General features: G+C 65.8%; 14 protein-coding genes. 4 read left to right on the top strand and 10 right to left on the bottom strand.

Translation table 11 applies throughout. The features are described from left to right. Positions 1 to 69 precede the first annotated feature (69 nt). Positions 70 to 1,029, bottom strand: a complete 960-nt coding sequence (locus O4220_RS05065; RefSeq protein WP_269602550.1) for a hypothetical protein — start codon at positions 1,027 to 1,029, stop codon at positions 70 to 72. Between the two features lie 418 nt (positions 1,030 to 1,447). Here O4220_RS05065 and O4220_RS05060 point away from each other — a divergent pair, with 418 nt between their 5' ends. Next, positions 1,448 to 3,907, top strand: coding sequence for a helix-turn-helix transcriptional regulator (locus O4220_RS05060; protein WP_269602549.1), 2,460 nt, complete (start codon positions 1,448 to 1,450; stop codon positions 3,905 to 3,907). Positions 3,908 to 3,918: 11 nt separating this feature from the next. Here O4220_RS05060 and O4220_RS05055 read toward each other — a convergent pair whose 3' ends face one another. Together O4220_RS05055 and O4220_RS05050 are read right to left on the bottom strand one after the other, a co-directional pair. Continuing rightward, positions 3,919 to 4,623, bottom strand: a complete 705-nt coding sequence (locus O4220_RS05055) for a hypothetical protein (protein WP_269602548.1) — start codon at positions 4,621 to 4,623, stop codon at positions 3,919 to 3,921. Between the two features lie 41 nt (positions 4,624 to 4,664). Further along, positions 4,665 to 5,519 carry a hypothetical protein gene (locus O4220_RS05050; protein WP_269602547.1) on the bottom strand — a complete coding sequence of 285 codons (855 nt, stop codon included), beginning with the start codon at positions 5,517 to 5,519 and terminating at the stop codon, positions 4,665 to 4,667. Positions 5,520 to 5,676: 157 nt separating this feature from the next. Here O4220_RS05050 and O4220_RS05045 point away from each other — a divergent pair, with 157 nt between their 5' ends. Further along, positions 5,677 to 6,669: a diguanylate cyclase domain-containing protein gene (locus tag O4220_RS05045; RefSeq protein ID WP_269602546.1), complete on the top strand. Its 993-nt coding sequence runs from the start codon at positions 5,677 to 5,679 to the stop codon at positions 6,667 to 6,669. A gap of 118 nt (positions 6,670 to 6,787) precedes the next feature. Here the strand turns inward: O4220_RS05045 and O4220_RS05040 are convergent, their stop codons facing one another. After that, positions 6,788 to 10,171: a (Fe-S)-binding protein gene (locus tag O4220_RS05040; RefSeq protein WP_269602544.1), complete on the bottom strand. Its 3,384-nt coding sequence runs from the start codon at positions 10,169 to 10,171 to the stop codon at positions 6,788 to 6,790. Between the two features lie 540 nt (positions 10,172 to 10,711). On the opposite strand from O4220_RS05040, the gene O4220_RS05035 reads away from it, so the two are divergent. Further along, complete coding sequence (locus tag O4220_RS05035) at positions 10,712 to 11,371, top strand: ammonium transporter (RefSeq protein ID WP_269602543.1); 660 nt, start codon at positions 10,712 to 10,714, stop codon at positions 11,369 to 11,371. 69 nt (positions 11,372 to 11,440) lie between these two features. Here the strand turns inward: O4220_RS05035 and O4220_RS05030 are convergent, their stop codons facing one another. The 6 genes from O4220_RS05030 to O4220_RS05005 form a co-directional block, all read right to left on the bottom strand. Continuing rightward, positions 11,441 to 12,568 (bottom strand): S1 family peptidase, encoded by a 1,128-nt coding sequence (locus O4220_RS05030; RefSeq protein ID WP_269602542.1) that lies wholly within the window; start codon positions 12,566 to 12,568, stop codon positions 11,441 to 11,443. A gap of 87 nt (positions 12,569 to 12,655) precedes the next feature. Next, entirely contained in the window at positions 12,656 to 13,954 is a 1,299-nt protein-coding gene (locus O4220_RS05025) for a S1 family peptidase (protein WP_269602541.1), read from the bottom strand. A gap of 81 nt (positions 13,955 to 14,035) precedes the next feature. Further along, positions 14,036 to 15,667 (bottom strand): Hsp70 family protein, encoded by a 1,632-nt coding sequence (locus O4220_RS05020; protein ID WP_269602540.1) that lies wholly within the window; start codon positions 15,665 to 15,667, stop codon positions 14,036 to 14,038. Beyond that, a complete protein-coding gene (locus O4220_RS05015; RefSeq protein WP_269602539.1) occupies positions 15,664 to 16,782 on the bottom strand; it encodes a hypothetical protein in 1,119 nt (372 codons plus the stop codon). The genes O4220_RS05020 and O4220_RS05015 overlap by 4 nt, the downstream gene beginning before the upstream one ends. A 77-nt stretch (positions 16,783 to 16,859) precedes the next feature. Continuing rightward, positions 16,860 to 19,367, bottom strand: coding sequence for a helix-turn-helix transcriptional regulator (locus O4220_RS05010; RefSeq protein WP_269602538.1), 2,508 nt, complete (start codon positions 19,365 to 19,367; stop codon positions 16,860 to 16,862). Positions 19,368 to 19,374: 7 nt separating this feature from the next. After that, positions 19,375 to 21,153 carry an Hsp70 family protein gene (locus O4220_RS05005; RefSeq protein WP_269602537.1) on the bottom strand — a complete coding sequence of 593 codons (1,779 nt, stop codon included), beginning with the start codon at positions 21,151 to 21,153 and terminating at the stop codon, positions 19,375 to 19,377. Between the two features lie 261 nt (positions 21,154 to 21,414). Between O4220_RS05005 and O4220_RS05000 the strand changes: the two genes are divergently transcribed. Further along, a complete protein-coding gene (locus tag O4220_RS05000) occupies positions 21,415 to 23,931 on the top strand; it encodes an IniB N-terminal domain-containing protein (RefSeq protein WP_269602536.1) in 2,517 nt (838 codons plus the stop codon). The last annotated feature ends 118 nt before the right edge of the window (positions 23,932 to 24,049 follow it).

Genomic DNA, 24,049 nt, shown 5'->3' with positions numbered 1-24,049 from the left:
CGCCGTGCGATTCCGACCATACCCACGATGCCCGATTCGTCCAGCATTGCGGAGTGATGTAGCCGCTCTTCAGCAGGATCCGGTCGATTGGACATCGAGGCTCGGCAGTACCGCCGGTGTCGAGGGTGGCGACCGATCGGGATCGGATCGACGGTTCGCGATAGCTGAACTGTCGACTCGATACGAAACGCAGTTTTCCGACGTCGGTGACGTCGCGGGAGCGCGAACCGACGTCCGTTGGCCCTGGGCACCCGCCAGTGCCGCAACAACACCGATTGCTACCAGGGCCGCGACGGCCGCGCCCCACGCGAGTGCAAGCCGGCGGGGCATACCGATTCCGGACAGGCGCTCGGCGGCTCCGGGCCCGACGTTCACAGGGCCGATGTTCTTCGTGAGCCTGGTGTTGTTGTGCCGCGGACGCGTGGCTGCGTAGAGCGCTGCACCGACTGCATGGTGGTCGTCGATCGCGTCGTCGAGCAGGATCAGCTCAGACGACTCGCGAGCGGCCACTGCCGTCACCACCGGGACTGTCCCTGTCGGCATGTTCGACGCCACGATGTATTCGACACCATCGACGTCGCTGTGAGCGCAGAGTTGCCGGATCGCGGAACTCAACTGGGACACGGTCGGTCCCGAGCTCGGCATGCGTGCCTTACCGAGCATCAGCGAGATCGACGACTCGATCAGGAGCGCTGTGCACCCGGTGTCGTTCGATTCCACCACGATGTGGTGATGCGCGTGCGGTAAGAGCTCGTGCGTTGCAAGGTAGGCGGCGAGAGCTTTGCCCGTGCGGACCGACTGGACGTCGATTCCGTCGCTTCGTGCCGTCTTCGGCACACTGCGGTTCGACCACCCTGATGACGCCACTGCCACTGCCAAGACCTCGATGCCCTCCGACTCGGCGCGACTGTGCAGGGCGTCGACGAGCGCGTCGACGAGCGCGTCGACGGTGTCGTCGTCGGGCGTGTGGCGTGGGATCGTCAGTCTGTCGAGGGGTTCGGCCGTGGGAACGTCTGCGTCGATCAACACACCTCGGAGTGCACTGTCGCAGCACGTCGATATTCCGATACACGTTTTCATGGGGGTGCCCTTCACCGTCGGTTGGTCCGAAGCCAACCACCGACCGAGCGCGCTCACGGAGAGCGTCGAGGGTGAACGTCGGGGTGATGACGTGCGGGGTGGGTGAATGCGATGGTGAATTCGGGTGTCTCGTGTGGTCCCGGCTTTGTTCGCGCGCTGCTTCAGGATAGAAATGCTTGATATTTTAATTACGCGGGCACATCGAGACTCTGAAAAGGCAGTCCCACACACCATGATGTCCACTCGGAGTTCGGGGCGACCTGCAGGTGATGGTGTCGTCCACGGGCGGCACCAGCTGCTTTCCTGGTTGGACGTCCCGGTCCGGCTCCACCTGGTGTGCGCTCCCGTCGGTTTCGGGAAGTCTCCCTTGGTCGATGCCTGGACCAGATCGAATTCGGACCGCGCTCGGACGGCCCTGCGGGTGCCGTCCCGCAGCGCTTCCATCGTCGGGTCCGATCCGTGGTCCCAGCTGATCCGCCAGCTGTACATGCGTGGCTTCGTCGCCGGGGTGTCACGCGAGGACACCGGCGGGACGTACAGTTCCTTCGAATCGACGATCGTACTGCTCAACCGAATGGACCGGCCGATCGTGCTCGTCATCGAGGACGTTGGAGATTCCGCCGGTACGACGGGGGTCCTTGAGGGCGAGGTCGAGCAACTACTGGACCTCTGTCAGCACGTCGACATCGTGCTACTCACGACGGACAGACGTTGGCTCGACACGATTGCGTCTCTGCGGTTTTCGCACGAGGTCATCGGCGAACAGGATCTGCTGTTCACCACGGAGGACGCCGAGCAGGCGTTGTCCGAGCGGAACATCGCGCACAGTCACGGGGACGCCGAGATTGCACGCACGGTAACCTCGGGCCTTCCCGGCTTGATGAAATATGCGACGGCGGCTTTTCGTAATCTGCTTCCTACGGCACCTCGCGGCGATCACTACCTCAGGACCGTGTCGAGATCCTTGGACGTGTATGTCGAAGCACGGATCTACCGCGACGACGCAATTCGACACCTGCACGAGTTCATCGACGCCATCGCTGCGGCCGAGTCGGTGGACTCGGAACTAGCTCGGGCGCTGACCGGTCGGGCGGGCACCGACCAGGCCGTTGCCGAGCTCGTCGACCATGGGCTTCTTCTGGTCGACAGAAACACGACCCGGCCGGGCAGATGGCTGTTCCCGCCGGCGTTGCGGGAGGCCATCCTCAAACGTCAGCGCGACGAGGGACACGATCCAACTCCGCGTTTGATCTTCGTCGCGCGCTGGCATCGTGACCACGGCCATCAGCGCGATGCACTTCTACACGCCGTGCAGGCGCAGGAATGGCCACTGGTCATCGACATCATCGACTCGCACTGGATCACGCTGCTGAGCCAGGATGTCTCGATGTTCAGGGCAGCGCTCGTCGCAATCCCTGGCAGTCGCATCTCGGCACGTCCAGCGATGCTGGCGGCGAGACAACTGCTGACCGGTGCCGACTCGGCATCCACCACCTCCGAATCGCTGATCCCTGCCACGATGGATGCACTGCGCGCGCTTGCGTCGTCGCCGCAGGGGTCCGAGGCATTGCTGGCGGGAACCGTACATGCCGTATTGATACGCCTGGCTGGGGACTTCACCGGATCGGCTGAGCTGTGTCGGAGGCTCGCAATACTGCGCAGATTCATGCACGACACCTCCCCCGAAGTCCAGATCGATTCGGTGGCACTGTTGCATTACCAGTGGAGCGTGAGTCATCAACTTGCTGGAAGCCTGCAAGAGTCCGGCATCGAGGCTGCGGTGGCATATCGCGGGTCCAGCGTCGACGAACTGAGTTTCGTGGCACGCGGTTCGGCGGGCACCTCAGCATTGAACTGGGCGCTGATCGGGGAGCATGCGCGGGCCAATCAGTGGCTGGAACGTAAAGTGCAGCAGGGGCTTCCGGATTCCTGGCTGGAGCCAATCGTGCGTACGGCCGGTCTCGCAGCTCGGGGTCTCGGGGCGCTCGATTCGCTCGATCTGGACTACGCCAGGTGGATCGTCGAGCAGCTGAACACGCTCAGTGAGCGTTCCGAGATGTGGCCTGTGATCGCCCACGTGCGAGCGGGATTCGAACTCCTCAACACACGACCGGCACTGGCCCTCGATCAGCTTCGCCGTGCCAAGGCCAACAATGTCCGAAGCGTACAGCCCGCAGGTTTGGCGACACGATTGTTGCTCACCAGCGAAATCGAACTGCTACTCGCGTGTGGTCTGGGCAATCAAGCAGACGCCGCCGCGGGGCGGGCTGGAGACGAAGACTGGGCGATGATCCTGCGTGCTCGTGTCTACAGTCTGACCGGAAGGGATTCGCAAGCGGTGTCGCTGAGTCGTTCACTGTCTCAGTCGGCCGACGTCAGTCCACGTCTGTTGATCGATTCGCTCTTGATCGAGGCATCGAGCGCACTACACCTCGGCGAACTCCGAACGGCAGCGGCCGCGTGGACCCGTGCGATCACTCTGATCGATCATCTCGAGCTTCCCCGCAGCTTGACCTACCTGGCGAGCAGGGATGTCGAAGCCCTGACGTCGTTGGTTCCAGGTCGCTCAACGTCCTTCCGGCGGGTCTGTTCGAGTGGATCGGGTTCGGTGTTCCCCGAATCGGTTCGCTACGTGGAGCTGACCGAGCGAGAGGGAATAGTGCTCGTGGCGCTCGCTGCCGGGCAGGGGCACACGCGCATCGCCAAGGACCTGTTCGTGTCGACGAACACCGTCAAAAGCCAATTGCGCTCTGCGTACAAGAAGCTGGGGGCGCACACTCGCGACGAGGCGTTGTCCGCAGCGCGGGAGATCGGCCTACTCGAGTGATCGCCCACGCGTCAGTCGCCAGCGGGTCGGTCCTCCTCGTCGGGTGTCGTGTCTTTCCCGGAGTCGAGGGCTTTCGCGGAATCCAGGGCTTCGACGGAATCGACGGCTTCCTCGAAATCGGGGATGTCCGCTCGGTCGAGTAGTTCACGCAGACGCTCGCTGGTGTTCAGAAGTTCCGTGATGATGTCGTTTCTGTCCGAATAGATTTCGCGCACATCGGCTTCCGCGTCGGCTCGTGCGTCGGTCGCGGCCTGCTCCGCTTCGCGTCGGATCGTGTCTGCCTCGATGTTGGCGAGGCGCAGTGCATTGCCTGCCTCCTCGGTGATTCGGTTCGCTTCCTCCTCGGCGAGAGCCAGAATCTGTTGCAGGCGCGTACTGATCTGTTCCCCGGGCGGTGTTACGGCCGACGCGGCGGCGAGTCCCTCACGCGCGGCGTCCGCTGCTCGGCGGTGCTCAGCAGCCGCGGCCGTCATTTCCCCGAATTTCCTTGTGACACGATCGCGTTCTTCGCTGACCGACGCCAACTGCTTTCTGGCCGAGCCGAGTTCGGCCTCGATCTTGTCGATGTGCTGTTGTTGACGATCGATTGCCTCGACGTTTCGCTCGAACCGTAAGTGCAAGCGATGAAGATAGTCCTTCACCTGGTCGGGAGAGTACCCGCGGCGTTGGATGTCGAACGGGAGATCGGTGTTGGTGACAGACATGGCGGAACTCACAATCTGATTGTGGCAGAGGAACGTACGGGATTACCGAGGCGTCACAGCGTGATGCCGAAGACGCGCGCACGGTCCCTGGTCAACGAAACCGCGGTGGTCAGCTTCGAGCCCCGGATTCCGAGGGCGTATTTGCCGGGTAAAAGCCCTGAGAAGGAGAACATTCCGTCGCCGGTGGGGGCCACCGAGCGTGAAATCCATTGGTTGCATGAGTCGACCCCGACGAGTTGTACCGGCTGCGCCGTGCTCGCTGGATCATGTTCCACGTATCCGGCGACAATCCCGTTCGCCGGAGCGTCACTGGCTTCTTTCTCCTCGGAGCCGTTCACGGTCAGCCCGTTCGGGTCGCAGACCGCGTCGACGAATTCCGAAGTGGTGGTGGGCAACGCGGTCGTCTCCAGGAGCATCGCTGCGGACTCGATGCCCACCGTGGCGGACATCGGTCGCAGCGCGGCAGCTTCCGTGACCACGATAGGTACCTCCATGGTCAGGGAGTCGTTCTGCGCGGCATCATCGACTTGGCACGTGAACCGTTGGGATTCCAGATCGCTCTCGCTCGTACCGGTGTCGGGGTCATGGGATGTCAGGGCCACCGTTTCGACGTTCCACGCGTCGAGGCAGATGCTCGACGCGTCACCTGCAGATATGCCGGGAGAGAACAAGATCGACAGACTCGGACTCGGCCACGGTTCTCCGGGCGCAAGATTGATCCTCAAGGTATCGGTGGCGACGTCTATTTCGGCTGCGAGGTCGGTGCTCTGAGCGTGCGCAATGCCGCCGAAAACTACCGTCACGGCCACCGTAATTCCCACGGCTGCGGTACCCAGAACTCCGCGGCGTCGCGTCGGCGAGCGGGTAGCGGTATCAGGCTCGGCCCTTCTGTCACTCCAGTAACTCATACCCCTTATTGAACAGTGACAGATCACTGCGTAGTGACAACATCGTTGTGAACCCGAAGGTGAAACGCACCCTGCCGGGGTGAATTAGGGGGTGAAGCCGATGGGGTCATACCGCCGCTGAGCGAGAACTCTGTAGTCGGCTGGGACACTGGTGACTGTGAGTATTCGACCGGAGTGGACGACGAACATATACGGAAACAAGACGCGCGCCAAGAGCTTCGTGAGCGGCTATCGTCGCATTCTGTTTCCACTGCTTGCAGTTCTGTTCGTCTTCTATGCCAGTTCCACGTTCGTAGCCGTTGTGTTCGATTCCTACTCGCTATCGGCCTCCGGTGACGTGATTGCGATGTGCGCGAGCGCAGCTGGAGTATTCGCTCTGTCTGTGCGTCGCGTCCGGGTTTGGCAGCATTCCTTCGCGTTGGGGTGTGCTGTCGGTGCCCCGTTGAGTGCGGCCCTGTTCCACGAACATCTGGTTGCGTTGCTGTGGACCCTGATCCCGTTGATGTTCATCGCTATGTATGTGCGCGGTGTGTGCTCGGTGGCATTCACTGCACGGTTGGTGTGCGCGACGATCGCACTGTCGGCCGTCCTGGTGCTGGCGCTCTCGCCTGCAAACCCGCCGGTCTTGTGGTACTTCCTCTGGGCAGCATGCATTTTCGCCTCGGCCGAGATCTATGGCTCGCTCGTGGCGTCCCTTCTCTTCGGGGTGCTACGCGACCCGCTGACCTCGGTGTGGAATCGCACCGGTGCCGTCGCCGCGGCAGCCGAGCTGATCGATCGTGCACAGGAGCGCGACGAGCAGATCACCGCTATCGTGATCGAACTCGAGCACGCCGGCACCGGCGACGAACAGGTGACGAGTGATCGTGCGCTTCGCCGGCTGACCGAAGTCTGGAGTGCTGCCCTGCCTTCGAGTGCGGTGCTGGCGCGGATCAGTAGAGGCGAATTCGTCGCCGTACTGCGAGGTATCGGTGCTGATGCAGAGCATTTGGCCGCCGAGCTCGCCGGCAGAAGTTCGACTCCGATCGGTTATGGAATAGCTACCGGCCCACCGGTTCCGGACACTTTTGCCCAACTGCTTTTGGACGCAGACGGTGACTTGTATCGACGGAAGAGGCTGGCGGCTCGCCGCTTCGGATCCAATCGCTAGAGCGCGGCGGTTCGGCGAGCATGGTCCTCATCACGGTTGTGGACCAGATCAGACAACTGCACCCCCGCACGCGAGTGCGGGGGTGCAGTTTTTCGACGGCTGTGCGACTGTCGAGGCGTTACTTCCGGCGGCCCGGAACCTTTGCCCCCGGAGCGAATCCGAGTCCACCGGCCTTCGGCTTGGGTGGAGTCCGATCATCCGAACCGGTGGACGTCGCATCGGACTCGGTGTCCGACGCCTCTGCCCTCGGTGCCTCGGCGGCCGGTGCTTCCGTCGCCGACGCTTCAGCTGCTTCTGCCTTCGGTGCCTCGGCTTCCGGCGTCGGCTCGGCCTTGTGGGGCTCTGCCTTCTCCGGCGCGGCAGGTGCAGCGGCGGCCGCACCCGGTGTCCGCGCGCCTGGCTTCTTGAAGCCGGATTTCACGGCCAGACCCTTGGGCTGGACGGTCGGCTTGGATTCTGCTGCAGCGGAATTCGTTGCAGCAGGCCCTGCGGCAGCGGGTGCTTCCGAGGTCGCGGCCTCAGCAGCTGGTGCCTCGGAAGCCGATGCCTCAGCAGCAGGCGCCTCGGCAGTCGGAGCTTTCGCCGCAGGGGCACTCGCGGTCTTGGCTCCAGGCTTCTTGAATCCGGACTTCACGGCCAGGCCCTTCGGCTGGACGGTCGGCTTGGATTCGCTTGCCGCAGCGCCCGATTCCGCGGATTCGCCCGAGGTCTCCGGGGCAGCTGTAGCAGCCGGTGCAGCTTCGGCAGCCGGTGCAGCCGCGACGGGCTTGCCCGGTGCCTTGGCTCCCGGCTTCTTGAATCCCGACTTCACGGCCAGGCCCTTGGGCTTGACGGTGGGGGTCGACTCGGAAGCTTCGGCTGTGGCGGGTGCGTCGGACGACGCGGGAGCGTCTGCAGGTGCAGGTGCAGGTGCAGGTGCAGGTGCAGGTGCCGACGCCTTCGCGCCGGGAGCCTTGCCCTTCATCTGCAGACCCTTGCCGCCGGGTGCCTTGCCTCCGGCCATTCCGAGACCCTTCGGCTTCGGAGCGGCTTCGGCGGGAGCAGCCGATGCAGTGTCGGGCTCGGCGGTGTCGGCCTTGGCAGCCGAACCGGGTGTCTTCGCCCCTGGCGCCTTGGCCAGACCCTTCATCTTCAGTCCGCCGCCGGCCTTCGGAGCCGGAGCTGCCGGAGCGGACTTCGCTTCGGCAGGCTCCTCGACGGGCGCGATGCGCTCGGCCTCTTCGACCTCGGCTGCGTTCTCGGTGGCCAGCTCCTCCTCGGGAGTGCGCTCGCGCGGGATGACCTTGATGTTCTCGGCCAGCACCGAGGACTCGACGCGGGTGATCGACTCGAGCATCAGCTGCGCGACATCGACAACCTCGACGCCCTCGTGCGCGCCGCCTTCTTGCCGGGCAGTGACACCGTCGGTGAGCATCACGCGGCAGAACGGGCAACCTGTGGCGATCTTCTTGGGGTTGGTGGCGAGTGCCTCGTCGACCCGGTCGATGTTGATGCGCTTGCCGATATTCTCTTCCATCCACATGCGAGCGCCACCGGCACCACAGCACATGGACCGCTCACCGTGACGCGGCATCTCCTTGAGGTTGGAGCCAGACGCGGCCATGAGCTCACGCGGAGCGTCGTACACCTTGTTGTGACGGCCGAGGTAGCACGGATCGTGATACGTGATGTCCTGGCTGACCGAGGCCACCGGGATCAGCTTCTTCTGTCGCACGAGGCGGTTGAGCAGCTGCGTGTGGTGCACCACGTCGTAGTCGCCGCCGACCTGCGGGTACTCGTTGCCGAGCGCGTTGAAGCAGTGGGCGCAGGTGACGACGATCTTGCGCTTGGTCTGCTCGACGCCGTCGAACACGTTGTTCAGCGTCTCGATGTTCTGCATGGCGAGCTGCTGGAACAGGAACTCGTTGCCCGCACGGCGAGCGGAGTCGCCGGTGCAGGTCTCATCGGCACCGAGCACCATGAACTTCACACCTGCGGTGGCGAGCAGCTCGGCGACGGCCTTCGTGGTCTTCTTTGCGCGGTCCTCGTAGGCACCGGCACAGCCGACCCAGAAGAGGTACTCGTAGTCCTGGAACGAGTCGGCGTCCTGGCCGAAGACCGGGATGTCGAAATCCATCTCGTTGATCCAGTTGAGACGGTCCTTGGAGTTCTGGCCCCACGGGTTGCCCTTGTTCTCGAGGTTCTTGAACAGACCTGCGAGCTCGGACGGGAACTCCGATTCGATGAGCACCTGGTAGCGGCGCATGTCGATGATGTGGTCGACGTGCTCGATGTCCACCGGGCACTGCTCGACGCAGGCACCACATGTGGTGCAGCTCCACAGCACCTCGGGATCGATGATGCCGCCCTCGATGGCGTCGGCGACGAGTTTGCGGTCGGCCTCGTCCCGAGCGGCCTGCGGAATTGCGTCGAGCTTCTTCTGGTCGACATTGCCCTCCGCGTCGACGAGGCCGATCTCGTCACCGGCCATGTCCTTCTTGCCGCCGGCCAGCAGGTACGGAGCTTTGGCCTGACCGTGGTCGCGCAGCGACATGATCAGCAGTTTGGGGGAGAGTGGCTTGCCGGTGTTCCATGCGGGGCACTGTGACTGGCAGCGACCGCACTCGGTGCACGTGGTGAAGTCGAGCCAGCCCTTCCAGCTGAAGTCTTCGATCTGTCCTGCACCGAACGCATCGACGTCGGGGTCGGCCTCTTCCATTTCGAGGACTTTGCCGCCGGACATCATGGGCTTGGCGGGACCGAGGGCTACTGTGCCGTCGTCCATGCGCTTGAAGTAGATGTTGGGGAATGCGGTGAAGCGGTGCCATGCGACGCCCCAGTTGATTCTGCTACCGACTACGTAGACCCAGACCATGGCGGACATGAGCTTGACGAATGCGAACGTCGACACCATCTCGGGGCTGGCAGGTAGCAGCTTGGCCACCTGCATCGTGAAGAAGTCGGTGTACGGGTTCGAGTGCCCGTACGTTGCGATCTTGCCTGCCTTGACCAGGATCATGCCGAGGCCCTCGATGAGAACGATCGCTTCGACGAAGTAAGCGGCCTTGAAATTCGATCCGGCGAAACGTGACTGCCGGTCGGGGTTACGCGGGTGGTTGAGCTGGCGAATCGCGATGAGAGCGATGATTCCGACCACGGTGGCGATACCGAGAATTTCGTCCATCAGGTGGTAGATCGCCCAGTCGCCGAAGATCGGCCAATGACCCTCGGGATTGAAAGTCTGGATGTTCGCTTCCATTGCGACCACAGCGCCACCGAGGAAACCCCACATGACCAGCCAGTGGGCCCAGCCGACGGTGCGGAACTTGACCATCTTGGTGTGGGCTACGAACTCGACGACCATCTGCTTGAAGCGAGGAACGACGGGTCGCCAACGATCGGGTGCCGGCTGACCGATCCGCACGATGTTGAACATCCGCAATCCACCGCGGATGAATACGTACCAGCAGTAAATGCTGATGACAGCGCCTACAAAGCCGAAGGAGAGAGTCACGGCATTCATGTCGCGGCCTTTCGATGTACGTCGAGCAGGATGACGGTCGAAGTTACTCGTCGGTAGCAAAGTAACCGTACTGACGAGTAACTTAGCATCGATCAGGGCAAGCGATGCTGGTGGGTGCAGAAGCGGGGACGTCCGACGGGCGGGTGGAACTCGTCAGTAGGTTGTCTCGTAGGTCACGTTAGGCGTAGGCCTCCCGGGTGCTGTCGAGAAGGCAGTCCTAACCTGCCGTATGCGTGACTCCGGTCCGGCCTGAGGAAGGTGGGGCTCGGCTGACTGCTATCCGAAATTCAACCGATCGAATGATGTTTTCGGCGGCATTGTGATGCCGAACATGCTTTTGTGCTGCGGATATCGAGAATATTTGTGACAGTTAGTAACCGATAGGTGACGGAGTAGTGACAGAAAGACAACGACCGGTCCGATTCTGCGTTACACTTCGCTCGCACCGAACGTCGCAAAAGGGTCATCGGGGTGGCTTTGAGCCCGGCAGGACCTGGTCCCGTCGAGCGCGCACATCACAGAAACGGAACAGAATTCCACATGAAATTCAGCAAACTGGTCGTCACCTCGGCCTTCGTCGCAGTGGCGATGGGTCTGGCCAGCGGAACCGCATACGCACAGGCTCCGAGTGAGCAGGCTCCCGCTGTCGACACCAATTACACCGTCGATCTCGAAGACCGCACGATCGTCACCACCATCGATGCAGGCGTCTTCAAGGTTGCCGACGACGGCAAGACGGTCGACGTCCTCGACGCCGCTGACAAGACACTCCTGACCCTCCCGCTCTCGTTCAACCTGGGCGGACTGAACTTCCCGTACGAGCAGAACGTGGATGACAGCGGCAAGACCCTGCGCCTGATCCCGAACCTCGACTTCACGAAGGCGTCGGCGAACTCGCGCAGCATCGGTGCCACGACCGTCGCATCGCCCGAGGAAAACCTCGCGGCACAGCAGAACTTCTCCTCGCAGCTCGGAATCGCAACCGCGGTCGGTGGACTGACCGGCACCATCATCGGAGCGGGCCTGGGACTCATCGGCATCATCGGCGGCCCCGCTGTCATCCCGGCTGTGGTGACCGGTGCAGGCATCGGTGGCGTCGTCGGCACGATCGTCGCCGGCGGACCGACTCTCGTTGTTGCAGGCATCGACCTGATCAACACGCTGAATGCGGCACCCGGCACCACTGTGTGGGCCAAGTAGCCTTCAGCTTCACGCAGGGCCCGCACTCGTCGAGAGTGCGGGCCCTGCGTCGTTCGAAGCGCGTGTCGGCTACGACGTGCGGACCGTCAATCCGGGGTTCTCGGCCAACACGTCGTTGATGGGTGTGGCGAACAGTTCGGGTCTCTGGCCCTGCAGCATGCTGAACACCGTCGCGATTTCGCAGGACGGTTGATCGCCCACATTCGATGCGTTCGCGATGCCGACGGCGAGGGTGCCGCTGACGATCGGTCCACCGCTGTCGCCGCGGAGAGCGCAGATGGAGGTAGAGAAGCTACGGTCCATGACGGCTTCGCCGATGGCAACGTTCTGGCCCGTGGACAGGATTGTGCCGCAACTGAATCCGGTTCTGGAACCGGACTTGCAGACCGGCGCCCCCACGATGGGATCCACCGTTCCGGTGACGTTCAGCGGTCCCGAGCCGGGCACTCTCACCGCATTGCTCTCGAATTCGCCGACGTTGGCGTCGTCGATGTCGATCAGGGCGTAATCGTTGTGCGACTGATTGGTTCGGTAGAACGAGCCGAACTTCGAACCGACGAGGCTCCCGTACATCGGGTATGCGCCCGTCGACACTGCGGAACCGGTGTCGGCTGCGCTCGGGTTGCAATGGCCCGCAGTGATGTTGACCGATCCTCGCGTCGAGTCGACGGCGTTGAATCCGAGTGAGCAATGCAGACCGAGGCCGGCTGGGGTCCCGGCAAGGAAGCTGTCTCCCCCGAGATAGGAACTGGCACGAATCGGACCGGCAGTGGGCGCGAGGTCGAAGGGCAGCAGCTCGAGTAGTGGGTCGACGACGCTTCGAACTGCTTGCGGAATCTCTATCCCGGGGGCGACTGTTGCGAACCCGTTGGCCGACGCAGCGTCGCTCACCGCGGTGTAGGTGGGGCCGTCCGCTACCGCGACGACAGGCCGACCGTCCGCATCGAGCCAGGTACCCGTGACAGCCTCCGAACCGACCGCGGCAGCGAACTCCGCCAATCGGCGAGCCGCGTCGGCTCGGCCGAGGAACTGTTGCGGATTCAGCGCGAGATCACGGGCAACGGCGTCGGCCAGTTCGGGCGGCAGCACCGGATCTGCGCTCACCATGGGCGCGGCAGTGGCGACAGGAGCAGACACCGCCATCGTGATCAGGCACGACACAGCGACCATCGACAACCCCAGCGCACGGCGACGCATGAATACCCCTCCCCCAAGGCATCCGCGATGTGATGCCGTTCACTCCCCGTACGACTATAGGGGGTGCGCAGCTGCCGACCTACCGGCTCACTCGGTTCGCAGGGTGGATTCGGTTGCGTCGACGACCTGATCGATGGGAATGCCCAGGCTCGCGGTGCCGCCGTACTGCGCCAATGCCAGGTTCGCCTCGTTGCAATCGGGTGCGCCACCGCTGTTGGATCCGCTGGTGATTCCGAGCGCGAGTGTTCCGGTCACGATGGCACCGCCACTGTCGCCCGCCAGAGTGCACGCGGTACTGGCGAATCCGCGGACCGTGCGGGAGGTGCCGTCTTCCATGTAGAGCTGCGTCTCGACGCGGTCGGCTGCGACAACGCCACACGTGAACGACGACGACTGTCCGGACTTGCAGACCGGCGCTCCGATCACGGGTGCTGCGGTTCCGGTGATCGTGACGGTGCTGCCGTTTGCTCCGCGGACGGTGGGACGGTCGAGGCCGGACGCAATGCCGCTGTCGTTCAGGGCGATCACCGACCAGTCGAGGCCGTCCTGTGCGCCCAGGCTCGACCGATCGAACGAGCCGATCTGAGTGCTGCGCTTGATGTCCGACGGATCGGGAAGGTACACCGGTGCGCCGCCGGCTCCGGTGGCCTTGTTCGGATTGCAGTGTCCGGCAGTCAAATTGACGGCTTCGCCGGACTTGTCGACGGCGTTGAACCCGAACGAACAAATGCTGATGTCGGTGGTCGGAGCGTCGGCGATGGGCCCGGTGCTGGTGACGTATGTGTCGCCGCCCATGGGAGTCGGGTCGACCGGCTTGTTTCCGCCCGGGGAGAGGATGACCTTGATATTGGCCAGCAACGTCGGGAGGTTGAGCGCGCTACCGATCGGGCTGTTCACCAGGTCGATGACGACCTGGTTGTCGATGAAGTCGATGGCCGTTCCGTTGATCTGCTCGGAGATCTCACGGGGGAGTCCGGCGATCCATCCGTTGAGGTCTGCCAGCGACTTCTCCAGCCCGTCCGCCGACACCGGTGACTGAGCGGTGGCATATCCGTCCTTGGCTACTGCCTGCGCCGCGGCTGGGGAGGTGACGGCGACGACGGCGTTGCCGTCGGGTCCGATCCATGCGCCGGCGAAATCGGCGGGGCGGCTGGCACGGAAGTCCGATGCGTAGGCGGACAGTTCCTGCGCACGAGCAGCTCGATCGAGATACTCCTGCGGGGAGATCTTCAGATCGCGCTGCACGGCCTCGACGAGCTCTGCGGGAAGCTGATCGGCGGGAGATTGGACGACGGGCTCGGCGGACGCTGTTCCGGAGAACGAAGCGAACAGGACGAAAGCCGTCGAGCACAGCACTGCAGTACGCAGAGCCCCGGTGTTACGCATGAAATCCCTTCATCGGGTGCTTGGTATCAGCGCCCCACCTTAGGGCATCAGTCGTACAACCAGTGTTTACGCAGTTCAGCGCTATGCCGGCGGGGTCGTCGTCGGCGGAGTCGTGGTGGTAGTAGCCGGGGTCGTGGTCGTCGCGGCCGGGGTGGTTGTCACCGGGGTCGTGGTGGGCACCGGGTCCGTGGTGGTGACCACGGGCGGGGGCGTGGGGATCGGTGCGGGCGGCGGCGCAGGCAGCGGCGCGGGTTGAGGCGGGATGTACGGCTCGTACGTCGGTTCGTCGACCACCTCCGGCGCGACGACGGCTGGAGCGGGAGTGACGGTTGTGGTCGACGGCGCGCTGGTGGAGGTGACGACCGGCGAGCCCGCATCGGTGACGGCCGGGGGCGTCGGAGCCGGCGAACTGCCGAATACGCCACTGACCGCCGCGATTGCCAGAACGATCACCACACCCGCCGCAGCACCGGCAACGACGGTGGTGATGGTGCGTGAGCGTTCGCTGCGTTCCTTCTTGCCCTCGGACGACGCGACTGCTGGGGCCGCCGCCGGCGCGGCACCGGTGTTCGGCGCGTTCTCCTCGGCGGGTTCGACCGGATGGGACCGGAACTCCGAGGGCTCGAACATCGGGGCCACCGCCGGCATGGCCTCGGAGAAGGCAAGGGACTTCTCCGGCGGGACAACAGGAATGGCGTCGGTATCGAGCGAATCGGTGCCGTCGTTGCGGGTGACGATCGGTGCGGCACCGGTGACGAGAGAGTTGCCGTCGACGTCGTCGACCTCGGCCAGCAGCAGTGCGCCTCGGGGCGCGGCGAGTGGCTCGACGACCAGCCGGCCCGACGTCCGTTCGGCGATCTCTGCGGCCACCGGCTCGAGTGCGGCGCTGCCTCCGGTGAGCACAACGGTGCCGGTCTGCGGCACGTCGAGGGTGCGCACCGACGGCGCGACCAGGTCTGCGAACTCGGCTCGCGTCACGGTCGTGGTCTGCGACAAGCCCGGCAGATCGACCGAGATGGTGGCCTGCTCGTCGGTGCTGAGCGCATGTTTGGCTGCCTCGCACGAGGCGACGACACCGGAGAGTGCGGCCAGCACTGCGGCGTCGGACAGGTCGATGTGCTCGCGATCGGTCACCACGTGATCGAACAGTGCGTCGGTGAACACGTCGCCGCTGACGGCGGTGGTGCGAACCGTTCCGCCTCCGGGATACGTCGAGATGTCGGTACCGGTGGCCCCGATGTCGATCACCGTTGCGGCCGTGCCGGGGTTGCGCTGCGCGAAGGTACTGGCGGCTTTCGCGTCGGGCACCAGCGCGACCGAATCGAGGCCGGTGTGGTCGAGGGCGTCACGCAGCAGGGCGACGCTTTCGCGTGGCCACCGCGCCGGGTACGTCATCGTCGTGACGGGTCTGTCGACGGACTCGGCCGCCGCGGACATCATCGTGACGAGGCAGTTGGCCGCGTTGGCCATCAGGTCTTCGGCGCGGTAGGCGTCGGCGTGGGGTTCGAGGTTCTCCTGCTGACCGACCAGGTCCACGAACCGGGTGTAGGGCGCGGTGTCGGCGGGTTCGCCGAGATGTGCGCGGCCGTCCTCGTCGAACCTCAGAGTTGTCGGTACCACGACGACCGTCGGCTCGTCGTCGGCGCGGACGCGGTGTACCGCCACCGACCTGGTATTCCCGACCGTCAGTCCGAGGTGCCCCGCGCCGCTCATGGAGTTCTCTCCGTCGTTGCGTCGCGTGACTCGATCACGGGTTGTAGTTCGGCCGAATCCGGGTCGGTCGTCTCGTCGGTCTCGTCGCCCGGTTCGTCGACCGGGACCACCGGTTCGGGTTCGACCGGATCGACGGTCTCACGCGGTTCGTCGCGGTCTGTGCTCTCGGGTGTTTCGAACGCCGGGCGGGTGTCGACCTCGGTCGGGTCCGGTTCCCGTCGTGGACTGTCGGTGGTTTCGGTCGGGCTCGTCTGTTCCGTCGTTTCCAGCGGACGAGGAGCGACGGGGGCGATCTCGGCTGCCGGCTCGACGACGACGGTGGGGAAATCGATCGGGCCACCGGCTCCGGCCCCGGCAGACGTCGTCGGCGGGGTCAGCTGGGCGTTACCGATGGTGGGCACAGTGGTGTGGGTGGAGGTTCCCAGTTGCAGCGCGAACAAGGCCGCGCCGACGGTCAACGCCGAGGCGAACGCCGCCGCCGCGAACAGTGGGCGACGGTCGGATCGGGTCGGGGCGAGTACCGCAATGCGCTCGGTGACGGCGTCGACGGGGAATTCCGAGGCCAGAATGGCAGCTCCGCGCGCCGCGGCGAGGGCCGTGTCCCTGCTCTCCAGGGTTGCTCGCACCGATGCGTTCCACGCGGCGAGCGCCTCCGCTTCGGCCACCAGCGACACGTGCGCGAGGCCGTGCGCATTCATCGCCGAGCGCAATGCGAAGACCTGCTCGGCCGTCCAGCGGGCCGGGTAGGTGGCGGCCGCGGCGAGGTCGCCGGGTTGCAGATGGATCGACGATGCCACCTCGGTGAGCAGGCACAACAGGGCCATCGACGTCAGCTGCTCGGCGGGATGGACGGTGCCCTTGCTGCCGGTGACGCCGACTCCGTCGGCGAGGGAGTCGAGAAAATGCGTGTACGCCTCCGAATCGGCGTCGGTTGCGTCACCGAGGGAGACGGTGCCGTCGGAGTGAGTGTTGAGCACGGTGGAGTGCAGCGACGCCAGGTGCAGCGAGGGTCCGGGAGAAATGGGATGCGACACAGCGGCGACGGCACGTTCGTCGTCCAGATAGAGGCCGACGTCCGGTGTGCCGATACTCGCCCCGCCGGGCTGCTCGGTCATGCGGGCTGCTCGGTCATGTGTGGCGCTACCTGTTCTGATCGGTTACCGGTGGTCGGTCGTTATGTCGCTTCGGGCCCTCACACAGTTACAGTGCCGACAGCTGTGCTGGTGGAGCCTCCGTATCCCATCGCTCGCAGCATCGAGATGAGCTCCGAACGAGACTCGGCTCCGAGCCTGCGCCGTATTCGAGCCACATGATGTTCGACGGTCTTCGGGGAGATGTAGAGACGGCTGCCCAGCTCGCGGTACGTGACTCCGAGCACGAGCAATTCGGCGACCTCGGCCTCGCGTTCGCTCAGGGAACCAGTCGGAGTCGGCGTGGTTCCAGGACTGTCGCGTCGCTGCGAGCTGGGCGGCTGCGAGGCGGTCTGACGCAATGACCTGGCGATGTGCAGCAGTGCGGTTGCGGTGGCGGTATCGGTGACGGTCAGCGCGGCCTCGCTCGCCAATCGGGCTCCGTCCCAGGGCAGTCCGAACGCGGTCAACGTACGTGCCGAGTTCTCCACTTCGGTCGTGTCGGGCCTGCCCTGCAATACACCGAGCCAGGCGCGACCGGCCGCGGCGAGGGCGGCGCTGTACGGGTGTGTCGGCGCGGCTGCTGCGAGAGCCTTGGCGTGCGGCACCAGCGCGTCGGGAGTCTGGGCCACGATGGCCGCCTGAACCTGATACCAGTGCAGCGCCGAGGCCCAGACGGGCGGATCTCCGAGCGCTGTGAGTAGCTCGGAGGCCTGCGCCACGAGATGTTCGACGCGGTCGACCTGGCCGAGTCGCGTTGCAGCCAAGAGCAATTCGCCCAAGGGCAGTAGTGCGAACAGATCTGCAGAGTATTCGGCAATGACGTTCTGTGCGCCGGTCCATGCCGTGATCAGCGACCCTGCATCACCGGATCTGCGAGCCAGACCCACCCGGATCGCCTGCAGGAAGAGCTGATTGCGCATGTGCGACATCGGTATCCGGAGGGTGTCGAGTGCAGAGCCCGCCTCGGCTGCATCGCCCCGCAGCATCGATGCCCAGGCCCCGACGAGGATCAGTCGGGTATGTGCCTCGGATCCCGGACGCCGTTCGGGCAGAGCCCGCGCCAGGATGGAATCGACGCGGGCGAGGTCGCCGCAGTGCAGTGCATGGAGGGCCGCGACGGCCGCGGCGGTATCGGTGGCGCACGAACGATCGGACACGTTGCCGGTCAAAGACATTGCGCGCATCAACGAGTGTGCAGCAGCGCTCGATGCGGCTGCACTGCGGGAATCGATGGACCCAAGCACGCCTGCCACCAGCAAGGTGCCCGACGCGGTGCTCGACGTCGGCGCAAGCGCGGACACGGCGGTCATCGACCGGTCTGCGGCACTGCGGTCACCGGCTGCGGCAGCGGACAGAGCAGCCCACACTGCATCGGGCCCGAGTCGATCCGCGCCGAGCCAAGTGAACAGTTGCGCACTGCGCGAGAGCATTCCGCGCTGCGCGGCAATCGAGGCCGAGACCCGAACCGCCGTCCGCAGATCTGCGGAATCGCAGGCGGCGGCGCTGTCGAGTACCACATCGGCGTAGCGCCCCGCCTGGTCCAAGTCGCCGGTGGCGGCCGCGACCTCGGACCGCCGGGCAGCGAGCACCGCCGGATCGAACCCCGCGTCGACAGCCGCGTCGTACAACGCGCCCGCAGTCTCGATCGACGCCGAATCTGCCTGCTGTACGAGAAAATCGGCCAATTCGGCATGTACGACGCCGCGCTGCGCCAGCGCACGCGCGGCGGTGGCGTCGAGCAGGCGGGCCCGGGCGGCGACGGCGGTGACGGAATCGAGCAGGATGCGGCAGCGCCGGTCGCCGATCAGCTCGGTCAAAGGAGCCTCGGCGGCCGGAATCAACGCGCCGGTCGCGTCGAGCACACCGGAGCTGGAGGCGAGGTCGACAAGAGATTCGACCTCGTTCGGCCGCGCGACGAGCTGCGCGGCCGTCGCAGGCTCGGGAGCGATGCCGAACCGAGCTGCGAGCAGCAGCGCCCGAGTGTCGTCGGTGGTGTCGAGCAACATCCGGCGATGCTGCGCCGCAACGGCTTCGGTGACCGCTCGCAGGGGTGCCGGGTCGGAGATTTCTGCGCCGAGCGCGGCAAGAGCCGCGTCGACAGCGGCGAGAATTCCCCCGGTGGACTTTGCGATTGCAGTGGCCAGCGCCGCAGAGACGGGACGCGCGGTGGCGGCAGCTCGTGCGGCAATCGACGTCTTGTCCAGCGGAACCAGGGTCAGTCGACCGGAACCGGCGGACGCGATCAACTTCTCGATGCGAGAATCGAACTCGCGCGGCGCGGTTGCCACGATCAGCGTGATATCCGATCGAGTTGCCGCTGCGGCGATCTCGTCCAACCGTTGCTCGGGCAGCAGATGCGCGTCGTCGACGAGAACCGTCGCGCCCGACGGTGCATCGGCGATACTGCCGGGATACGGCTCCACCGACGCTCCGATCGCGTCGAGAACCGCAGAGCGACCGGACCCGTTCACTCCGACGAGAACATGAAAACCTTTGGTGTCGAGGGCATCACGAACGAAACGATCGGCGCGTTCGACGCCGACGAGGGAGGGTCGGATGCTGGTCACGGTCGACTTATCGGCCGGTCAGGCCGCCGACGACTCCGCCGAGACCTTCGCCGACGCCACCGACCGCACCGCCGAGCCCGTCACCGACGCCACCGACCACGCCGCCGAGGCCCTGGCCCACACCTTGGCCGACGTCGCCGAGAGTAGGGCCTTGGTACGTGGGTGGCTGGTAGCTGGGGACCTGCACAGCAGGCGGTTGGTAGTTGGGCACCGTCGGGGCCGAGACCGACGGGATGGTCGGCACGGTTGCTGCACCGTTGTCGGCGGGGGCCGCGGCGGGGGCGGGGGATCCGGCGACCGGTGCGCCGGTGGCGGGATCGATCTGCGTCACCGTGCCGTCGGCGTTGACGACCGTGGTGGGGGTGCCCTCGGATCCGACTGCAGCAGCACCGTTCTCGCCGGTGGCCGCCGTCGTCGATGCATCCGCCACCGCTGCGGTGGTTCCCGGTGTTTGTGTACTCGAGATCTCGGCGTTGGATTCGGCCGGAGCGGTGTTGTCGGAGGTCAATGCTGTGCCCACCGACAACCCTCCGCCGGCGAGAAGTGCCAGGACGACCACGGATCCGGCGACGATGCCTGCCTTCTTGCGGCCGGACATGCCCGCGTCGGATTGGACGGCCGTAGGGGTCGGTGCCGGTCTCGGGGTGGGCCGCGGCATGGGCGCGGCAGAAGCCACGGACGCAGTGGGTATCGCGGCGAGGGATGCTGCGTTGTCCGCCGCGGTGGCGTCGGCGATGTCGCTTCCGAGTATCGCGGCTCCGATCGCGACGGTCAGTTCCGGGCGCGGGCCTGCCACCACAGGCGCACGCAGCTCGGACGAGATGAGCTCGGCGACGAGGGGGATGGCCGAGCTGCCACCGACGAGCACCACCTGGTCGATGTCGGTGACCTCGAGCCCTGCGGCGGCCACGGCGTCTCGAACGACCCCGACCGAAGCCAGCAGTGATGCGCGTACCAGCTCTTCGATTTCGGAGCGCACCAGGCGAACCTCGGTGTGCAGACCGGGTAGGTCGACAGTGAGCGAGGTGGACGTGTCGTAGGAGAGTTGTTCCTTGGCCTGGCCGCACCGGGCTCGCAATTCCACCAGCGCACCCACGGTGTCGGGGTCGAACGGATCGAACTCGAACGACTGACTTCCCGAGACGGTGTCGAGGACGTACTGCATGATCGCGTGATCGAACTGCGCACCGCCGAATTCCTGCGAATGGACGCCGCTGCCGACGACGCCTACATCGGTGCCGGTCCGCATCAGGGTCACGTCGAGGGCGCTGGCACCCAGGTCGTAGATCACTGCGAGGCCGTCGGACTGTGCTCCGCGAGTCACCTCGAGCCAGCGCATCGTGGCAACGGACTCGGGCACCAGCGTGACGTCTGCCAGTCCTGCGCGGTCCAACGCCTCGCCGAGGACCTCGGCCGTGTACGCCGTCCAGCGGGTGGGATGGGTGACGACGACGGTCGGAGCGGAATCGGCTCCGGCGGACACCTCGGCCACGAGTGCGCGAGCAGCGGTGGCGTACAGATCCTCGGCACGGTGACTGCGGCCGTCGTCGTCGATCAGTTCCACCGGGTCGCCCACTCGGTCGGCGAATCCACTGATCAGGTAGCGCGTGGATCGGTCCCACAGCTCGGCCAGGCTCGGGGCCGCACCGGGGCGTAGATCGAGTGCCGAACGCTTGACCACCGAGGTCACGGGGTCGTTGTCGAGCGCAGCGGCAGCTGTCACCGAACCGATACGTATGCCGAGCCCTGTCCCTGTCATTCCGCAGGCTGCACTCTTGCCGTTCATAGTGGTGTCGCCGCCTTCATCTCGCCCCAGCCGTCAGTGGTACTGCCGTCACTCGCACTGTCGGATCGCGTTCGTTGTTCGTTACGTCTCACAGCAGGTTAGAGCGCGAAACGAGTGAAATCCCCTAAAGCGCTCAGATCCCCTAATGAAAGCCCCCTGGCGACCCCCGGGGTAGTAGGGGGATCGGCCCCGTTGGGCGGGGGCTCTCCGGTGCATAGCTTTGTGATCAACCACGAAGTACCACTCGTCAAGGAGACCCAGATGGCTACCAACGCCGTACTCGATTTCATTCTCAGCCTGCTGCGCGACGACCAGGCTGCAGCGGCCTACTGCGCCAACCCCGAGACGACGCTGGCCGCCGCCGGCCTCGGCGACGTGACCCACGCGGACATCGTCGCCGTGGCACCCCTGGTCGCCGAGTCGGGCCTGTTCGCCGGAGCGGGCAGTCAGCTGTCGGCCATCTTGGGTGCAGGCGGATCGGCAGGCCTCGAGGGCGCACTCGCCGGAGGAGCGAGCCTCGGCGGCGGATTGTCTGCCGGACTCGGGCTGGCCGCAGGCGCAGTCGCCGGCGGCGGACTCGCTGCAGGAGGCAGCCTCACCGGCGGAATCGACGTGACGGGTGAGATCGCCGCATCCCTGCAGGCAGCACTCGCCGCAGCGCTCGCGGTCGGTGGGCAGATCGGTGTCGAGCTCGGTGCCGCATTCGGTGGTGCCCTCGACGCTTTGATCGGTGCAGGCGCAGGAATCGGTGGCAATCTCGATCTGGACCTCGACGGTCTGCTCGGCGGAACCGTCGGTCTCGGCGCTGCGTTGACCGGTCTTCTCGGAGCCGGCGCGGGCATCGGGGGAGCTATCGGCGGCGACATCACCGCACAACTGCAGGCCGCTCTCGACGCCGCCATCGGCGCGACCGGTGCCGTCGACCTCGGCGCACTGGCCGACATCCAGGGCGGGCTGAGCGGCGCGCTCGGCGCGATCTTCGGAGTCGGCGGAACCGTCGGAGCCGAGCTCGGCACGGCGCTCGGTGGAGTCTTCGACGCCGTCCTCGGTGCCGGAGCCGGACTCGACATCGCGGGTGACCTCGGTGCCGCTCTGACCGCAGGAATCGGCGGCGCACTCGCAGGCCTCGGCACCGTCGGCGGCGATCTCACGACCGATATCGGTGCAGCACTGGACGGAGCATTCGGTGCCGGTGGCGCGCTGGTCGGCGACATCGCCGGTGGCGTCGGCGGCAGCCTCGGTGGGCTGTTCGCGGCCGACGGTGCCATCGCGGGATCCATCGGAACCGCACTCGGAGCCGTCCTCGACGCCGGTGCGCTCGCAGACCTCGACGTCGACGCATTGTTGGCTGCGGGCGGCAACGTCGGCGCGGTCGTCGGCGGCGCCCTGGGAACGGCACTCGACCTGGACACCAGCGCGATCGGCGGCCTGACCGCTGCCCTCGACACCGCAGTCGAAGGAGTCCTCGGCGCAGGTGCAGGCATCGGTGGCGACATCGCGGGCGGACTTGCAGGCGGCCTGGCCGGTGGAGTTGCCGGTGCCGGTGGAGTTGCCGGGAACCTCGAGGGCCTCCTCGGAGCGGCATTCGGCGTCGGCGGGACCGCCGGTGCCCAGCTCGGCACCGCCCTCGAGACGGTGCTCGACACCAGCGCAGCACTCGACCTCGGGGCCGTACTCGGTGCCGGAACCGAACTGAGCGCAGGACTGTCCGGAGCAATCGATACGGCGGTGGCCGCCGGAGCCGATCTGACGGGAACTGTCGACGCAGCACTCGCCGGAGTGGGCGGAGTCGGCGCAGATCTGTCGGGCGGTCTGGCCGGAGTGGGTGGCGTGGGTGCGGGCCTGACCGGCGGTCTCGCCGGACTCGGCGGAGTGGGCGCCGGCCTGACCGGCGGACTGGCCGGCCTCGGCCAGGTCGGTGCAGATGTCACCGGTGGCCTCGGAGCCGTCGGCAACGTGGGTGCGGATGTCACCGGTGGCCTCGCAGCCGTCGGAAACGTGGGTGCAGGCCTGACCGGTGGACTCGCAGGCCTGGGTGAAGCAGGAGCCGGCTTGTCGGGCGGCCTCGCAGGCCTCGGCAGCCTCGGTGGCGGTATCGCCGGCGGAGTAGCGGGCGGAGTTACCGGCGGCGTCGATGCCGCAGCTCAGGCCGGGGCCGGGCTCGAAGGCACTGTGACCGGCGGCATCAGCACCGGAATCGACGCAGCAGCATCTGCAGGTGCCGGGCTCGAAGGAGCTGCGAATGCAGCAGGATCCGTCGCCGGCGGCCTCGAAGGTACGGCAGGCGGAGCGGTCGACGCAGGAACCTCGGTGGGCGGCGAGATCGCGTCGAACGTCGGCGCGGGACTCGACACCGGTGCCTCGCTCGGAGGCGAAATCGCGTCCACCGTGGGTGCGGGTTTGGATGCTGGTGCGGACGCTGCGGCTTCCGCGGCCGGCGGATTTGATTCCGCTGCCGACATCGGTGGCCAGGCAGCGGGCAGCGTCACCGGCGGTCTGGAATCCGGTGCAGAGGGACTGGCGAATGCAGGCGGCAGCCTTTCCTCGGCCGCGAACGGTGCAGCGTCGGGATCGTTCGAGCACTCCAGCTCGTTCGATTCGAGCGCAACCGCGTCCGGCACGGGCTGGTCGAGTGTCGACTCCAACGTCTTCGGACAGGCCGAAAGCGATTCGAGCCTGTTCAGCGACGGCAGCCTGCACGGCTCGGTGGACTCGGCGGCCGATTCCCTCGGCCACGCGGTGACGGTCGATCACGACATCGACACGCTGCACCCCTGATTCGGTCAGCGACACCGTGTGCACGGCCCCGAGTGTGTTCGTCACACTCGGGGCCGTGTCGTCGCTAGAGTTTGTGCTTGCGGGAGCGGAGCCTGCGGGTGTCGATGAGAACGGGTTG

Origin of the sequence: Rhodococcus ruber (genome assembly GCF_027270735.1) — a bacterium.
GTDB lineage: Bacteria > Actinomycetota > Actinomycetes > Mycobacteriales > Mycobacteriaceae > Rhodococcoides > Rhodococcoides rubrum_A.
This window is presented reverse-complemented; position numbering and strand designations above follow the sequence as displayed.

What these genes read in the sequence shown, in the direction of transcription:
- O4220_RS05020 (WP_269602540.1), bottom strand. Translation starts at nt 15,667, where the DNA reads ATGAGCGGCGCGGGGCACCTCGGACTGACGGTCGGGAATACCAGGTCG.
- O4220_RS05000 (WP_269602536.1), top strand. Translation starts at nt 21,415, where the DNA reads ATGGCTACCAACGCCGTACTCGATTTCATTCTCAGCCTGCTGCGCGAC.
- O4220_RS05005 (WP_269602537.1), bottom strand. Translation starts at nt 21,153, where the DNA reads ATGAACGGCAAGAGTGCAGCCTGCGGAATGACAGGGACAGGGCTCGGC.
- O4220_RS05040 (WP_269602544.1), bottom strand. Translation starts at nt 10,171, where the DNA reads ATGAATGCCGTGACTCTCTCCTTCGGCTTTGTAGGCGCTGTCATCAGC.
- O4220_RS05030 (WP_269602542.1), bottom strand. Translation starts at nt 12,568, where the DNA reads ATGCGTCGCCGTGCGCTGGGGTTGTCGATGGTCGCTGTGTCGTGCCTG.
- O4220_RS05025 (WP_269602541.1), bottom strand. Translation starts at nt 13,954, where the DNA reads ATGCGTAACACCGGGGCTCTGCGTACTGCAGTGCTGTGCTCGACGGCT.
- O4220_RS05015 (WP_269602539.1), bottom strand. Translation starts at nt 16,782, where the DNA reads ATGACCGAGCAGCCCGGCGGGGCGAGTATCGGCACACCGGACGTCGGC.
- O4220_RS05050 (WP_269602547.1), bottom strand. Translation starts at nt 5,519, where the DNA reads ATGAGTTACTGGAGTGACAGAAGGGCCGAGCCTGATACCGCTACCCGC.
- O4220_RS05035 (WP_269602543.1), top strand. Translation starts at nt 10,712, where the DNA reads ATGAAATTCAGCAAACTGGTCGTCACCTCGGCCTTCGTCGCAGTGGCG.